This is a genomic window from Faecalibacterium butyricigenerans (assembly GCF_020687345.1).
In the GTDB taxonomy this organism is placed as follows: Bacteria; Bacillota; Clostridia; order Oscillospirales; family Ruminococcaceae; genus Faecalibacterium; species Faecalibacterium butyricigenerans.
In genome coordinates, this window is sequence record NZ_JAJEQL010000008.1 from 18,292 (window position 1) to 32,374 (window position 14,083).

Here is a 14,083-nt window from a genome sequence, read left to right on the forward strand (position 1 = left end):
CTCCTTACTTCTGCACCAGCGCAACGCAGCGTCTGAGGTCCAGTGCGCCGGTATACAGGCTCTTGCCGAGGATGGCGGCGGCGGTGCCCATCTCTTCCAGCTCCAGCAGCTCCTGCTCCGAGGAGATGCCGCCGCTGGCCGTGATGGCGACGCCGGGCACTTCCCTTGCAAGCTGACGGTAGAGGGCGAGGTTGGTGCCCTGCATCGCGCCATCGCAGGCGATGTCGGTGTAGATGATGGCCTTGCAGCCCGCCTCGGCCAGACGCTGGCAGAAGGCCACGCCCGGCTCGGCGCTGACCTCCTTCCAGCCGTGGATGGCCACATAGCCGTCCTTGGCGTCTACGCCCACGGCGATCTTGTTGCCGTATTTTTTCAGCATCCGGGCCGTGAAATCGAAGTCCGTCACGGCCACGCTGCCGAGGATGCACCGGCCCACCCCGAGGGAGAGGTATCGTTCGATGCGCTCCTCGGTGCGGATGCCGCCGCCCACCTCGATGTATATGCCACCCTGCTTGGCCAGCGCGGCGATGGTGTCGTAGTTGGAAAGGGTGCCGTCCTTCGCGCCGTCCAGATCGACGACATGGAGGTTCTTGGCCCCGGCGTCCAGAAAGGCCCGCGCCTGTGCGCAGGGGTCTTCGCCGTAGACGGTCATTTTATCGTAGTCGCCCTGCGTCAGGCGCACGACGTTTCCGCCCCGCAGGTCAATGGCTGGGAATAATTGCATTTCGTTTCTCCTTTAGCGGGCTTGCCCTCTCAGTCACCTTCGGTGACAGCTCCCCCAAAGGGGGAGCCAAAAGCCTCTCCCTTTGGGAGCAACAATGATAACCGCCGCCAGTGGCGGAAACAGGGAATCATTGTTGGGGCCGCGGCCAGCAAGACGCGAGTGCTTATCAAAGCACGAAGCGGATGCTGGGAGCCGCAACCCGACCTTGTCGAGCGACAGCGAGACTGAGAGGTTGTTTTTACAACTCACTGAACGCCCGCAGCAGCCGCAGTCCCGCGTCGCCGCTCTTTTCCGGGTGGAACTGAGTGCCGTACACCCGGCCCGCCTTCACCACACCGGTGACGGGGAGGGAATAGTCGCTGACGGCCAGCGTGTTGGCGGCGCAGTTCTTGCCGTAGTAGCTGTGGACGTAGTAGAAATACTCGCCGTCCCGGACGTACTTGAAAATCGGGTCGTCGTGCAGGATGTGGACGGCGTTCCAGCCGATCTGAGGCACTTTCAGGGTCTTATCGCCGAGGTCAGGGGCCAGCGGGCAGACCTGCCCCGTCACAAAGCCGAGGCCCGTGTGCTCGCCGTATTCGAAGCTCTTTTCAAACAGCAGCTGCATCCCGAGGCAGATGCCAAGGAGGTGCTTTTTCTCCGCTTCCTCCTTGATGACCGGCACAAGGCCGGTGGCCTCGAGCTTTGCCATGGCGTCCCCGAAGGCCCCCACCCCCGGCAGGATGAGCCGGTCGGCGGCACGGATGTCGGCGGGGTCGGCGCTGACCGCTGCGTCCAGCCCCAGATGGGCCAGACTGGACTTCAGGCTGAACAGGTTGCCCACGCCGTAGTCGATGATGCAGATCATACCAGCAGTCCTTTCGTAGAAGGGATCTCATCCCGGTGGGCGGCGTCGATGCGGACGGCGTCGGCCAGCGCACGGCCGGCGCCCTTGAAGGCCGCCTCTAAGATGTGGTGGGTGTTCTCGCCCGCGAACTGGACGAAGTGGACGGTGGCGGGCACGCTGCGGGCAAAGCCCAGCCAGAATTCCTTGGCGCACTCCACGTCGAAGTCGCCCACCTTCTCGGTCTGACAGCGGATGTCCCAGTTCAGGGTGCAGCGGCCCGAGATGTCCACAGCGCAGAGGATGAGGGCCTCGTCCATCGGCAGGTAGAAGCTGCCGTACCGGTGGATGCCCCGCATATCGCCCAGTGCCTCGGCAAAGGCCTGCCCCAGCGCGATGCCCACATCCTCGGTGGTGTGGTGATAGTCCACTTCCACATCGCCGTGGCAGGTGAGCACCAGATCGAACCGGCCATGCCGGGCGAACAGCTCCAGCATATGATTCAGAAAGCCGCACCCGGTGTCCACCTGATACCGGCCTGCGCCGTCGAGGTTCAGGGTCAGCTCGATCTGTGTCTCGTTCGTGTTCCGCTCTATGGTCACTTCCCGCATGGCTCAGCCCTCCAAAATTTCATCCAGCGCCCGCAGCAGGGCTTCCATATCCTCCGGCGTGCCGATGGTGATCCGCAGCCAGTCGGTGATGCGGGGCGCGTCGAAATGGCGCACCAGCACCCCCTTTTCCTTCAGCTTCCGATACAGCTCGCCGCCGCCCTTTTTCCCGGTGGAGGCGAAGAGGAAGTTGGTCCGGCTGTCCAGCACGGTGAAACCCCGCGCTTCCAGCTGCTGCTTCGTCCAGCTGCGGGTTTCGACGATGGCGGCACAGGTCTTTTCGAAATAGGCCGTATCCTCCAGCGCGGCCTTGCCGGCCTTCAGGGTCAGGCGGTTGATGTTGTAGGGGTTGAGGCTGAATTTGACCCGGTTGAGGTCGGCGATGAGCTTTGCATTGCCCATCGCAAGGCCCAGACGGGCACCGGCCAGCTGACGGGACTTCGAGAAGGTCTGGATGACCAGCAGATTTTCGTACTGGTCGATGAGGGGGATACAGCTCTCGCCGCCGAAGTCCACATAGGCCTCGTCCACGATGACCACGTTGTCGGGGTTCGCCTTCAGGATGCCCTCGATGGCGCTGCGGGGCAGGGCCAGACCGGTGGGGGCGTTGGGGTTGGCGATAACGATGGTCTCGTTCAGGCCGTAATAGTCGGCTGGGTCGAGGGTGAAGTCATCCTTCAGAGGGATGATGTGGCTGGGAATGTGCATCAGGCCGCACCAGACGCCGTAGCAGCCGTAGGTGATGTCTGCATAGGCCAGCGGATGCGCCTCGTCGCAGAAGGCCCGCAGGGCGAAGAAGAGGTTCTCGTCGCTGCCGTTGCCGGGCATGATCTGGTCGGGCTGCAAATTGAAGTGGGCCGCTGCCGTCCGCAGCAGCTCGGCACAGGCGGGGTCGGAGTAGAGGCGGAGCTTTTCCACCTCGGCCTCGCTCACCGCCGCCACCACCGCCGGAGAGGGGCGGTAGGGGCTTTCGTTGGTGTTCAGCTTGATGTACTGCTGGTCCTGCGGCTGCTCCCCCGGGGTGTAGGGGGTGACAGCTTCCAGCGTGGGAGAAAGAAAACGGCTCATAGCAAGTTCCTTTCAGTGTTCGGTTTTATGGTCAACGGCCTTGCCCTCTCCGTCATTGCTTACGCAATGCCACCTCTCCCAAAGGGAGAGGCTTTTGGCTCCCCCTTTGGGGGAGCTGGCGCGAAGCGCCTGAGAGGGCAAGCCGCCTGTCATTTATCATATCGTATGGTCACACTGCGGGCGTGGGCGTGCAGGCCCTCCCGCTCGGCGAAGTCAGCGATGCGGGGTGCGGCCTTTTCCAGTGCCTCCCGGGTGTAATAGAGGAAGCTGGACTTCTTGACGAAGTCGTCCACGCCCAAGGGGCTGGAGAAGCGGGCCGTGCCGCTGGTGGGCAGGGTGTGGTTCGGGCCGGCGAAGTAGTCCCCCAGCGCCTCGGGGACGTTCCGCCCGAGGAAGATGCTGCCCGCGTTTTTGATCTCGTTCAGCACGCTGAAGGGGTCGTCGATGCAGACCTCGAGGTGCTCCGGTGCGATGATGTTGCAGGCCTCGATGGCCTTGCGCAGGTCAGAGCAGACGATGATCTTGCCGTTGTCGTCCACGCTGGCCCGGGCGATGGCGGCGCGGGGCAGCTGGGGGATCTGTACTTCCAGCTCGGCCTGCACGGCCTTGGCAAGGTCGGCGCTGTCGGTGACGAGGACGGGGCTTGCCAGCTTGTCGTGCTCGGCCTGACTCAGAAGGTCGGCGGCGACCCATGCGGGGTCACAGCCGCCGTCGGCCAGCACCAGAATTTCGCTGGGTCCGGCGATCATGTCGATGCCCACCTTGCCGAAGACCTTCCGCTTGGCGGTGGCGACGTAGATGTTGCCCGGGCCGACGATCTTATCGACGGCCGGGATGGTCTGGGTGCCGTAGGCCAGCGCAGCCACGGCCTGTGCGCCGCCGGTCTTGAAAATTTTCGTCACGCCTGCGGTGGCCGCGGCGGCGAGGATGACGGGGTTCACCTTGCCGTCCTTCCCTGCGGGAGTCGTCATCACGATCTCCGAAACGCCCGCCACCTTGGCCGGGATGACGTCCATCAGGACGGTGGAAGGATAGGCCGCTGTGCCGCCGGGGACGTAGACGCCTGCCTTCTCGATGGGGGTGTATTTCTGGCCCAGCACGATGCCGGGCTTATCGTTCATCACAAAGTTCTTGTGCACCTGCTGGCGGTGGAAGGCCTCGATGTTGGCTGCGGCCTCCCGCAGCGTCTCGAGGAAATAGCCGTCCATCCCTGCAAAGGCCTCTTCGATCTCCTCCTGCGTCACTTGGAGGCTCTCGAGCTTTGCCCCGTCGAACTTGAGGGCGTATTCCTTCAGGGCCTCGTCGCCCCGGGCGCGGACGTCGGCGATGATGCCGTCCACCACATCCTCTACGTTTTTCTCCGCGCGGATGTCGCGGTTCAGGATCTCTTCGGGCTTCAGCTCGTCGAAGTTGTACAGCTTTATCATTTTTTCTCCTCCTTTGCGGCAAGGGCGGCGCGCAGCTTTTCCAGCATCTCGTCCATCTCCCGGTGCTTGAACTGGTAGCTGGCCTTATTGGCGATGAAGCGGGCCGAGATGGGCATGAACTCCGTCACCACCCGCAGGCCGTTCTCCCGCAGGGTGGTGCCCGTCTCCACGATGTCCACGATGACGTCCGACAGGCCCAGAATGGGGGCCAGCTCGATGGAGCCGTTGAGCTTGATGATGTCGATGTCCCGCCCGATGGATGCATAGTAGCTCTTGGCGATGTTGACGAATTTGGTGGCCACCCGCACCGGGCGGCTGGGGTCGTCCTGATAGTCGGCCGGGGCGGCGACGCACATCCGGCACCTGCCGAGGCCGGTGTCCAGCAGCTCGTAGACATCGGCGGAGGCCTCGGTCAGGATGTCCTTGCCCACGATGCCCACATCCGCTGCGCCGTGCTCGACGTAGATGGCCACATCGCTGGGCTTGACGAGAAAATAGCGGATGCCTGCCGCCGGGTTCTCCACCACCAGCTTTCGGGTGGCGTTGTAGTCCTCGGGACAGCCGTAGCCGATGCCTGCCAGAAGGTCATAGACCTTATCGCCCAGACGGCCCTTTGGCAGGGCCACGTTCAGCATGGGCTTTTCCGTGGGCTGCTTCTGCACCGGCGGCAGCGGGGCGCTCAGGCGGTCCAGCTCGTCGAGGTAGACTGCGAAGCCGATGGCCCCCGCCCCCGGGGTGAATTTCTGCATCAGCAGGTCGTACCGCCCGCCTTTGAGCACCGGACGGGGGAGGGACTCCAGATAGCCCTGAAAGACGAGGCCGTTGTAGTACTCCATCTCACCGGCCAGCGTCATGTCCAGACGGATGCTTCCGTCCGCACCGTTCAGCTCGGCGGCGATGGCGTTCAGCTCAGCGGCGGCGGCCCGCATCCGCTGGTTCCGGCAGGCCGCTTCCACCCGGGGCAGCACCTCTTCGCAGCGGCCGCAGAGCTGCATCAGCCCGGCCAGCGCCTCTGCGCCTGCCTCGTCCAGCCCGGCGGCAGAGGCCGCCGCCCGCAGCTCGTGGAGGTTCTTGGCCCGCAGCTTGGCCAGCAGGGCTGCGCGGGAGGCCTCGGGTACGCCCAGCGCGTCCAGCAGGCCGAACAGATAGCCCATGTGGCTCACTTCCAGCACCCACGGCTTTCCCAGCTGGGCGAGCGACTGGGCCGCCAGCGACACGGCCTGCCGCACCTGCGTTTCGCCCACCTCGCCCAGCAGCTCAAGGCCCATCTGGCCGATCTCCTGAAAAGTGTGGCTTTCTGCCGAGGGGCGGTAGACGTTTTCGTGGTAGTAGTAGCGCAGCGTCTCGCCCGGTGCGGGCTGTGCCGTCTTGGCGATGGAGAGGGTCACGTCCGGCTTGAGGGCCAGCAGCCGCCCGTCCAGATCGGTGAAGGTGATGACCTGCTCCGACGAAAGAAAGCTGCGGTTCTCCTGATACAGCCCGTACTCCTCGAAGCGGCCCATGTGATATTTGCGGCAGCCCGCCGCTTCGTACAGCGCCCGCAGCGCAAAGGAGGCCTGCTCCTTCGGCTGCAAGCAGGAGATGTCAAATTTCATACCCTTTTCCTCATTTCTGCCGGACACCTGACTGCGCCGGCCCTCTGTGCCCCGCCGCGTTCCGGGGACGCTCGACGCCCCTTGATGTAAGACTATTTTACTTTATCAAGGTAAAGCTGTAAAGTGTGAAAGTGACCGTGTTTTCAATTTTATGATACGATTTTTCTGTGCGTTTGTACAGAAAGGCGAAATCATTTCACGAAAGCCCGCTTTGAGATGATGGGAGCGCAAAAAAGGAGCCGCTGCACAGCGTTTTCCTGTGCAGCGGCTCCCCGCAGTTCCTTTTTCTCAGCCCAGCAGCTCCAGCACGCCGCTCTTGGGGCGGGCACCGACGGCCTGACGGGTCAGCTTGCCGTTCTCGAACAGCAGCAGGGTGGGGATGCTCATGACGCCGAACTCAGCCGCCAGCTCGGGCTGCTCGTCCACGTTCACCTTGCCCACCTTGACGTCGGTGCGCTCCTCGGCCACCTCGTCCACGATGGGGCTGAGCATCCGGCAGGGGCCGCACCAGCTGGCCCAGAAGTCCAGCAGGACGGGCTGGGCGCTCCGGAGCACCTCGGTGTCGAAGTTTTCTTTCGTGATGGTGATGACTGCCATATTTACTGCCTCCTGAAAGAGTATTTTTTCATCTGACAGGGACAGTATACCCCAAAGCACGGCGTTTTTCCGTGACCGAATCACAAAAAGCCCGGCACAGGAGGCTTCCTGCGCCGGGCTTCGGAAAAGATGGTCTCAGGCTCAGATGCCCTTCAGGGCATTCTTGCCGGCGACGCAGCAGTCCTTTTGTTCATCCGAGGATCTCTTCCCCGCTGGAATTCGTGACGGTCAGCTCCTGCCCGGTCACGCTGGTGACGAGGGCGATATAGCTCGTGCCCGCTTTGATGTTCATGGTGCGGCCGTCGGCGTCGTAGAACAGCAGGGTGTTGTCCTGCCCCTGTGTCCATGTGATGGTCCACAGATGCCCGCCGTTGAGCCAGACGCCGCCGCCCATGCTCAGGTCGAAGTCGTAGGTCCTGCCGTCGTCCCGCAGCGCGGAGGCGCTGAACAGCACCAGCAGATTGTCGAATCCGGCCTGCTGGCCGTTGTTGGCGTCGAGCTGGGGCGTGCCGTCGGCGTGGAGCATCCGGTAAAGGCCGCTGTCCGGGTCATAGGCGAAGCCGGTGGCGTTGTTGTCGTCAAAGCAGACCCGGACGTTCACGGCGTCCGGCGCGGTGGCATCGGGCAGCTTGCCGTCCTCTTCCTGTGGCAGAAGCGCCGGAACGGTCAGTACGGCGTCTGACCCGGAAGAGGCGCTGGCGGCAGCCGCAGATGCAGCGCTCGTCACCCGGGACTCGGTCAGGACGGCGGAGATGCTCAGCGCATCCAGCACCTTGGAGACGGCGCTGCCGCTGGTGTACCACAGCGGCGCATTGCTCCACTCGCTGCCACAGTCGAACGCGGTGCGTCCGGCTTCCAGCGCGTCCACGGCGCGGATGGAGTAGTAGTCCAGATAATTCTGGTCGAACTGTCCCCCGCCCCGCTGCACGGGAAGCGGCTGCTGACCCACCAACAGCCGCCAGTAGATGTCCTGCCCGGCAGCCACCGGCCCGACCTTGGGGGTGGCGGCCAGCGCCGGATAGACGAGGCAAAGCTCGGTGGCCATCCCGGCTTCTGTGAGGGCCTCCAGCACCACCGACGCGGAGGAGATGCCCCACTGGGTGGCGGAGGCGGTGCTGTTCTCGATGGTCACGGCCACCGGGCGCTGGCCCGGCCATTCCAGCGGATGGCCGGTGAGGGGGTCGGCAGGCGCCAAGGCCTCCGGTTCGCTCTCGCTGGGCAGAAAGGCGCAGCCTGCCAGCAGCGCAGCAGCTAAAATGAGGCAGAGCGCGGTTCGAATGCGTTTCATCATCGTGTCCCTCATGGAGCGTTACTGGTAGCTGAAATTGCTTCGCTCGTCCTCGTCCACCAGCGCGAAATAGGTCTTGCCGCGGTTGAGGGTCATTTCCTCGCCGGACTTGGTGTAGAGCTTGAGGGGGTTGGTGGGATAGGTCTTTTCCCAGCGGCCCACCTGCACGCCGCCGCGGGTGAAGAGATAGGCCTTTCCGCCCTGAATGTACCGGACCTCCTGCACATCGTGGGAGTCACCTGCGTAGGCGTCCATGTCGGCGAAGCAGACCACGACGTTCTCGAAGGTGAGCTGAGCGCCGGTCAGCTCATCGACGGTGTTCTCGGTGGTTTTCTTGGAGGAATTGTACATCTGCATCGCATAGGTGTGGCTGAACGCGGAATAGCTGAACGAGGTGCGGTAGCTCTCGGAATGCAGGATGGTGAGCTTCTTGGCGGAAGGCTCGCCCGGGAGCTTGTTCACCTCGTCGGTGCGGTAGTCGGCGAAGTGGAAGATGGTGCCCTCGCTGGGAGCGTAGAGGCTGATCTTGGCATCAGAGGCGGCTTTGCAGATCTCATTGCCGGAGGTGAACTCGGTGTGCTCGTAGGCAACGTCCCGGCCGCGGTTGTTTCGATGAGAGACGATGGGGTGGGTGGGGGTGTTGAAGTAGCTCTTGCCGCCGATGTTCAGCCCGGAGTAGCCGTACACATTGACGAACTGGGTGCAGAAGATGCTCTCGCCGTCGTGGTAATAGAGGATATTCCACGGCATGAGCAGCTGGAGGAACTGGTCGCGGCCCGAGCGGATGGGGCCGACCTCGGGGATGCTGTCAGCGTCGCTGAACACGGCACACAGGCGGGTGATGCCGCCCTCGACCTTCGCCTCGATGAGCAGGTCGGCGCTGCCGATGCCCCGCTGGGGGCGGGCGTTCTGACGCTGGGAGTTGGCGATGTTATTCACCATCACGGCCACCGGGCGGCTGTTGGTGCTGCGCTCGATGCCGGTGAGAAGGTCGGCGTCGTAGTCGGGCAGGGCGGAGGGGCCGGGTTCCGGCTGTTCGACCTCAGGCAGCGAGGAGGCGGCCATCTCGCTGGATGCCTCGGACGGGGCCGACGAGGCGGCCGCTTCGCCTTTCCCCAGCAGGCCTTTGAGCAGGCCGGGCAGTCTGCCGCCCAGCGCGGCGCTGCCGGACGCAGAGCAGCCGGTCAGAGCCAGCGCTGCCGCTGCCAGACCGGAAACATGAAGGACGGACCGACGAGAGATCTTCATAATAAAACAGCCTCCTATCAAAAAGCCCCGCCGCATACGGGCCGGGCAGTGCGTTCTGTTTTGATTGTACTGGTTTGCGCCCCATTTGTAAAGAGGGAGTTGCCGCCAGAGCACAGGGCTGCCCCGGAGTCTTTCTCATAAAAGAAAGCGGACGGTTCCGCTGTGGGCGGTGCACAGGCCACTTTTTTGCACTTCCCTCTTGCTTTTTGGGCGCGGTTGTGGTATTATTATTCGGCAATATATGCAAAACTGAAAATATGCGCTCGTAGCTCAGCCGGTAGAGCATCTGACTTTTAATCAGAGGGCCAGGGATTCGAGTTCCCTCGAGCGCACCAAAATCCCACGAAGAATCGCAAGATTCCTCGTGGGATTTTCTTTTTATACGCCATTTGCACGGTCTCTGCACGGTTTTTGCACGGTCCGCATTTTTCGTGTCAGATGGAGTAAGTCTGTGAATTGCTCTGCAATTCGTGCTATTTTTTGCAATTCAGGTCAGCAAAGCCAAGCGGAGCTGCGCTTTTACGGCAGGGTCTGCGTCCTTCAGAAGCTCCAAAAGTGCCGACACGGAGATAGTCGGCTCTGCTTCAACCGGAGCAGCCTGCACAAGTGTTGCTCCCGGCTTGTAGAAGCCTTCCTCGAACTTTTTACCCAGCTTTTTACGGGAATCCTGCTGGATGTGTGCATAGGTGTTGACCAGCAGATTGGCACTGGCGTGACCTGTTGTGCCCTGTACCGCTTTCACATCGCCGCCGGAGATCATCAGTTGGTAGGTCGCACTGGAATGCCGCAGGCCGTGGAACACGATGCGGGTGAATTCCGGGTGCTCGTCCTGCCACTTGATGAACTTCTTGCGGATGAGGATCGGTTCTACCGCCAGACCGTTGGGCAGACGCAGGAGCATCCCGCTGTTGCGGTAGCGTTCCGGGTCAACGGCTTCGTCCATTTCCAAACGCTTTAGCCAGTGTTTCAGTTCTTCTTTCAACACGGCTGTCATGAAGATGGTTCGGTTGGAAGATGCTGTTTTGGTCTTTTTGAGCACCAGCATTGTGGTGCTGCCCTCACGCTTATCCTCAAATTCCTGCAAGATGCAGTCCTTGCCTGTTTTTGCCAGCGATGCCTTCTGGACGCGCTGCATACACTTGTTGATGCGGAACGTGCCTGTACCGTCTGCTCCCTCAAAATCAAGATCTTCCGGGGTCAGGCCAGCGACTTCGCCCTCTCGCAATGCACCCACCAGCGTAAGATGGACTGCCAGATGCAGAATCGGGTCTTCCATGCTGGCAAGTGCGGCCCACATCTCATCTGCATCCCAGATGGCGCGCTCTTGAATCGACTTTTTGGGGCTGTCCACCGGAACAGGGCTTTTGATGAGGATGCCCCATTCCACCGCATATTGGAACGCTGTCCGCAGCAGGCGATGCACCTCATGGATGGTTGTGCCAGAAAGCAAACGCTGTTTCTGCTTGCCCGAAAGCACCTGCTTTTTGCCCTCATAATACTGGCCGCAGGGCGTTTTGCTGAGAGTGGCATACAGGTCTTCCAGATGGTAGGGTTTGAGCTTTTGCATCTGCATATCGCCGATGTACGGAATAATGAGGTTCTGGACCGTTCCCAGATTGGATTGATAGGTGCAGGGTGCCCACTTGTGCTTGTTGCACTGCTTGGGAAGCCACTCCATCAAAAACTCTTTGACGGTGACGGTGGACGGAATCAGAAATGTTCCGTTTGCAAGTTCGTGTTCGATTTGTTTTTTGCGGTTTATTGCCTCCTCTTTCGTGGAAAAACTTTCCCATTTGTTGCAGCTTTTACCCTGCTCATCTTGGTAAGTATAGCGGACACCATAGGAGCTGCCGCGTTTCGTAATATATGCCATACGTTATCTCCTTTTTCAAGCTGCCCGGAGCCACGCATCGAAGCTGTCTTTCGGGATGCGGATGCTTCCGCCGACCCGAAGAACACGAAATTCGGTAGTGCTGTTGCACAGATTGTAGGCAGAGCGCAGGCTGATGGACAGCATCTGTGCAATTTCCTCCACTGTGTACACCAGTGTTGTGGCTTTCAGGCTGTCAGTCGGAGATTGGTTTGAGTGACCTGTTTTTCCGTCTCATACCGCTTTCCGATCAGATACTTTCTGCGCTCCGGTGTCAGGTTGCGCCGCCCAAGCTGATGATTGCAAATCCAGATTAAAGCTTCCTGACGGCTGGAAAACTCCATTTCCTTGATCTCATATTCGATAAACGAATGCTTCCGCAGGATGTTGTAGCGGTTATGCCCGTCCAGAATGGTTTTGTTCCACACAATGATGCAAAATAAAAATCCGACCTGATTCTACGATGCTATAGTGTCATGTGGGTCAGATCAGGGAAACGGTGAAATTTGATAAGCCCAAAATGATGTTATTTTAAATTATGACAAACGAATTTGTAAAAAGCACTTGACATTGATAATCAAAGCAGAGTATACTTAGCCCAATGACAGAGTGAAATCCGCTCTGGCTTTCTTTTTCAAAAGCTTTTGTTCTTTATTGCACGTGACAACTGAGGTGTGAAATGAATCTTGGAGAAATTGCAGATATCCGTAGCGGACTTGTCCTTTCTCGAAAACAGGCAAGAGCTGACTCCCCGCAGGCGATACGATACCACCAGCTTAGTCTACGGGCGGTAAAAGCGGAAGGTGAGATTGATCCTGCTGAATTGGAGCCGTATTTTGCGAAAGAACCATTGTCCATGGACTATCTGACGCAGCCAAATGACATTGTAGTGCGCTTGACTGCCCCCTACACAGCAGTTTTGATTGACGACACCACACGCAACTTGGTAATCACGTCGAATTTTGTGGTAATTCGCATTCGGGGAACAGAGCTTATGCCGGGATATCTTTATTGGTATCTGAACACGCCGAAAGCAAAAAGGCAGATCTATCAAAATACCACAAAAAGTATGATCAGCTCAGTAAACGCAAGATATTTTTGCCGCTTGGAGCTTCAACTGCCCTCGCCGGAAATACAACGCCAGATGGAAGAGCTTCGCTTGCTGGCACAGCAGGAACTACGCCTTCTGCGTAAGTTGGAAGTTGAAAAGCGAAGCTGCTATGAAGCGATGCTGGAACAAATGAATCACGCACAGAGGAAAGGATAACGACTATGACGACAAAATCGGAAATCGAACGCGTTCTTTGGAACGCCTGCGACAGCTTTCGCGGTAAAATTGACAGTTCCCGTTATAAGGACTACATTCTTTCCATGCTGTTCGTAAAATATCTGAGCGACGTTTCGGAGGAAAAGCGAGAGCAATACCGGGAGCAATACGACGGTGATGAACGCCGTGTCGAGCGTGCCATGAGCCGGGAGCGTTTCAAGCTGGACGCTACATCTACGTTTGGGTACCTTTATAAAAATCGCCATGATTCCGAAATCGGGCTGAAGATCAACACGGCACTGGCTTCTATTGAAGATCATAACAACAGCAAGCTTCGGAACGTGTTTCGCTCCATCGATTTCAACTCCAATGTGGACTTTGGTACAGACATCAAGGCAAAAAATGCGACCCTCTGCAACCTGCTGGAAGACTTCCACGGACTTGACCTGCGTTCTTCTGCGCTGGACGGTTCTGACATTATCGGTGACGCCTACGAATATATGATCGGCAACTTTGCTTCGGACGCCGGCAAGAAGGGCGGAGAGTTCTTTACGCCGAGCAAGGTCTCCGAACTGGCAGCGGCATTGGTAGATCCGCAGGAAAATGACCGTATCTATGACCCGACCTGCGGCAGCGGTGGTCTCCTGCTCAAGGCATGCAAGCGCGTGCCGGACGGAAAAGTGGCAGTTTACGGTCAGGAATTAAACGCACAGACATGGGCTCTGTGCAAGATGAATATGTTCCTACACGAGGTAGACGATGCCCGCATCTGGCAGGGCGATACCCTGAGCAATCCGCAGAACGTCGAAAACGATAATCTGATGCTGTTCCAGTGTATTGTGGCAAACCCGCCATTCAGTTTGGACAAATGGGACAGCGGCTTCCTTTCCAATGCGGTTCTGGATGCCAAGGGAAAAAAGCCGGAAAAAATGAACGCTTCTCTGGACCCATGGGGGCGCTTTGATTGGGGCGTTCCGCCATCTTCCAAGGGTGATTATGCTTTTGTTCTGCATATGCTCAACAGCCTTGACCACAGTCATGGCCGAATGGCTGTCGTGCTGCCCCACGGTGTACTGTTCCGCGGTGCGAGCGAAGGCAAAATTCGCCGCCAGATTGTTGAACACAACCTTCTGGATGCTGTGATCGGTCTGCCTGCCAACCTGTTTTATGGCACGGGTATTCCGGCCTGCATTCTGGTGTTCCGCAAGGATCGCATTAGCTGCGGTGTCGATAATGTTCTGTTCATCGACGCTTCCGCAGAGGGCAACTTCGAAAAGGGCAAAAACCAGAACCTTCTGCGGGACACGGACATCCAGAAAATTGTGGATACCTACAAAAAGCGTGAAACCACACCGAAATACAGCTATCGTGCAACGCTGGATGAAATCCGGGAGAACGACTACAATCTGAACATTCCCCGCTATGTGGATACTTTTGAAGAGGAAGTTCCTGTAGATATTCAGGCGGTGAAGAAAAATATTGCGGATATCGAAGTTGAACTGGCACAGGTACAGGAGCAGATGAAAAAGTATCTGGACGAGCTGGGACTGTAAACAAGTTAGGAGATC

General features: G+C 59.2%; 13 protein-coding genes, 1 tRNA gene and 1 pseudogene. 3 read left to right on the forward strand and 12 right to left on the reverse strand.

Annotated features, from left to right (window positions below):
- Positions 1 to 4 precede the first annotated feature (4 nt).
- The 9 genes from hisA to LKD23_RS04795 form a co-directional block, all read right to left on the reverse strand.
- Positions 5 to 724 (reverse strand): 1-(5-phosphoribosyl)-5-[(5-phosphoribosylamino)methylideneamino]imidazole-4-carboxamide isomerase, encoded by a 720-nt coding sequence (gene hisA, locus LKD23_RS04755; protein WP_227620652.1) that lies wholly within the window; start codon positions 722 to 724, stop codon positions 5 to 7.
- Positions 725 to 962: 238 nt separating this feature from the next.
- Positions 963 to 1,571 carry an imidazole glycerol phosphate synthase subunit HisH gene (hisH, locus tag LKD23_RS04760; protein WP_227620653.1) on the reverse strand — a complete coding sequence of 203 codons (609 nt, stop codon included), beginning with the start codon at positions 1,569 to 1,571 and terminating at the stop codon, positions 963 to 965.
- Positions 1,568 to 2,158, reverse strand: coding sequence for an imidazoleglycerol-phosphate dehydratase HisB (gene hisB / locus LKD23_RS04765; RefSeq protein ID WP_227620654.1), 591 nt, complete (start codon positions 2,156 to 2,158; stop codon positions 1,568 to 1,570). Before hisB ends, hisH begins: the two co-directional genes overlap by 4 nt.
- A gap of 3 nt (positions 2,159 to 2,161) precedes the next feature.
- Positions 2,162 to 3,223: a histidinol-phosphate transaminase gene (gene hisC / locus LKD23_RS04770; RefSeq protein ID WP_227620655.1), complete on the reverse strand. Its 1,062-nt coding sequence runs from the start codon at positions 3,221 to 3,223 to the stop codon at positions 2,162 to 2,164.
- A gap of 149 nt (positions 3,224 to 3,372) precedes the next feature.
- Positions 3,373 to 4,650, reverse strand: a complete 1,278-nt coding sequence (hisD, locus tag LKD23_RS04775) for a histidinol dehydrogenase (protein ID WP_227620656.1) — start codon at positions 4,648 to 4,650, stop codon at positions 3,373 to 3,375.
- Complete coding sequence (gene hisG / locus LKD23_RS04780) at positions 4,647 to 6,245, reverse strand: ATP phosphoribosyltransferase (RefSeq protein WP_227620657.1); 1,599 nt, start codon at positions 6,243 to 6,245, stop codon at positions 4,647 to 4,649. Before hisG ends, hisD begins: the two co-directional genes overlap by 4 nt.
- Before the next feature lie 288 nt (positions 6,246 to 6,533).
- Positions 6,534 to 6,842 carry a thioredoxin gene (trxA, locus tag LKD23_RS04785; protein WP_227620658.1) on the reverse strand — a complete coding sequence of 103 codons (309 nt, stop codon included), beginning with the start codon at positions 6,840 to 6,842 and terminating at the stop codon, positions 6,534 to 6,536.
- Positions 6,843 to 7,032: 190 nt separating this feature from the next.
- The gene (locus tag LKD23_RS04790; RefSeq protein ID WP_227620659.1) at positions 7,033 to 8,130 is read right to left on the reverse strand and encodes a DUF3048 domain-containing protein; all 1,098 of its coding nucleotides are present in this window, start codon (positions 8,128 to 8,130) and stop codon (positions 7,033 to 7,035) included.
- Between the two features lie 21 nt (positions 8,131 to 8,151).
- Positions 8,152 to 9,378 carry a DUF3048 domain-containing protein gene (locus LKD23_RS04795; RefSeq protein WP_227620660.1) on the reverse strand — a complete coding sequence of 409 codons (1,227 nt, stop codon included), beginning with the start codon at positions 9,376 to 9,378 and terminating at the stop codon, positions 8,152 to 8,154.
- Between the two features lie 259 nt (positions 9,379 to 9,637).
- On the opposite strand from LKD23_RS04795, the gene LKD23_RS04800 reads away from it, so the two are divergent.
- Positions 9,638 to 9,713 (forward strand) — tRNA-Lys (locus LKD23_RS04800).
- Between the two features lie 152 nt (positions 9,714 to 9,865).
- Here LKD23_RS04800 and LKD23_RS04805 read toward each other — a convergent pair.
- The 3 genes and pseudogenes from LKD23_RS04805 to LKD23_RS04815 form a co-directional block, all read right to left on the reverse strand.
- Positions 9,866 to 11,251, reverse strand: coding sequence for a site-specific integrase (locus LKD23_RS04805; protein ID WP_227620661.1), 1,386 nt, complete (start codon positions 11,249 to 11,251; stop codon positions 9,866 to 9,868).
- Positions 11,252 to 11,266: 15 nt separating this feature from the next.
- Positions 11,267 to 11,458 (reverse strand): annotated as a pseudogene (locus LKD23_RS04810) (helix-turn-helix domain-containing protein); the annotation flags it as partial.
- Positions 11,437 to 11,676 carry a hypothetical protein gene (locus LKD23_RS04815; RefSeq protein WP_227620662.1) on the reverse strand — a complete coding sequence of 80 codons (240 nt, stop codon included), beginning with the start codon at positions 11,674 to 11,676 and terminating at the stop codon, positions 11,437 to 11,439. The gene LKD23_RS04815 and the pseudogene LKD23_RS04810, both read right to left, overlap by 22 nt.
- A gap of 251 nt (positions 11,677 to 11,927) precedes the next feature.
- Between LKD23_RS04815 and LKD23_RS04820 the strand changes: the two genes are divergently transcribed.
- Positions 11,928 to 12,515, forward strand: coding sequence for a restriction endonuclease subunit S (locus LKD23_RS04820; RefSeq protein WP_227620663.1), 588 nt, complete (start codon positions 11,928 to 11,930; stop codon positions 12,513 to 12,515).
- 5 nt (positions 12,516 to 12,520) lie between these two features.
- Positions 12,521 to 14,068, forward strand: a complete 1,548-nt coding sequence (locus tag LKD23_RS04825) for a type I restriction-modification system subunit M (RefSeq protein WP_227620664.1) — start codon at positions 12,521 to 12,523, stop codon at positions 14,066 to 14,068.
- Positions 14,069 to 14,083: the final 15 nt, after the last annotated feature.

What these genes read in the sequence shown, in the direction of transcription:
- hisB (WP_227620654.1), bottom strand. Translation starts at nt 2,158, where the DNA reads ATGCGGGAAGTGACCATAGAGCGGAACACGAACGAGACACAGATCGAG.
- hisG (WP_227620657.1), bottom strand. Translation starts at nt 6,245, where the DNA reads ATGAAATTTGACATCTCCTGCTTGCAGCCGAAGGAGCAGGCCTCCTTT.
- hisH (WP_227620653.1), bottom strand. Translation starts at nt 1,571, where the DNA reads ATGATCTGCATCATCGACTACGGCGTGGGCAACCTGTTCAGCCTGAAG.
- hisC (WP_227620655.1), bottom strand. Translation starts at nt 3,223, where the DNA reads ATGAGCCGTTTTCTTTCTCCCACGCTGGAAGCTGTCACCCCCTACACC.
- trxA (WP_227620658.1), bottom strand. Translation starts at nt 6,842, where the DNA reads ATGGCAGTCATCACCATCACGAAAGAAAACTTCGACACCGAGGTGCTC.
- LKD23_RS04790 (WP_227620659.1), bottom strand. Translation starts at nt 8,130, where the DNA reads ATGAAACGCATTCGAACCGCGCTCTGCCTCATTTTAGCTGCTGCGCTG.
- LKD23_RS04805 (WP_227620661.1), bottom strand. Translation starts at nt 11,251, where the DNA reads ATGGCATATATTACGAAACGCGGCAGCTCCTATGGTGTCCGCTATACT.
- LKD23_RS04820 (WP_227620663.1), top strand. Translation starts at nt 11,928, where the DNA reads ATGAATCTTGGAGAAATTGCAGATATCCGTAGCGGACTTGTCCTTTCT.
- hisA (WP_227620652.1), bottom strand. Translation starts at nt 724, where the DNA reads ATGCAATTATTCCCAGCCATTGACCTGCGGGGCGGAAACGTCGTGCGC.
- LKD23_RS04795 (WP_227620660.1), bottom strand. Translation starts at nt 9,378, where the DNA reads ATGAAGATCTCTCGTCGGTCCGTCCTTCATGTTTCCGGTCTGGCAGCG.
- hisD (WP_227620656.1), bottom strand. Translation starts at nt 4,650, where the DNA reads ATGATAAAGCTGTACAACTTCGACGAGCTGAAGCCCGAAGAGATCCTG.
- LKD23_RS04825 (WP_227620664.1), top strand. Translation starts at nt 12,521, where the DNA reads ATGACGACAAAATCGGAAATCGAACGCGTTCTTTGGAACGCCTGCGAC.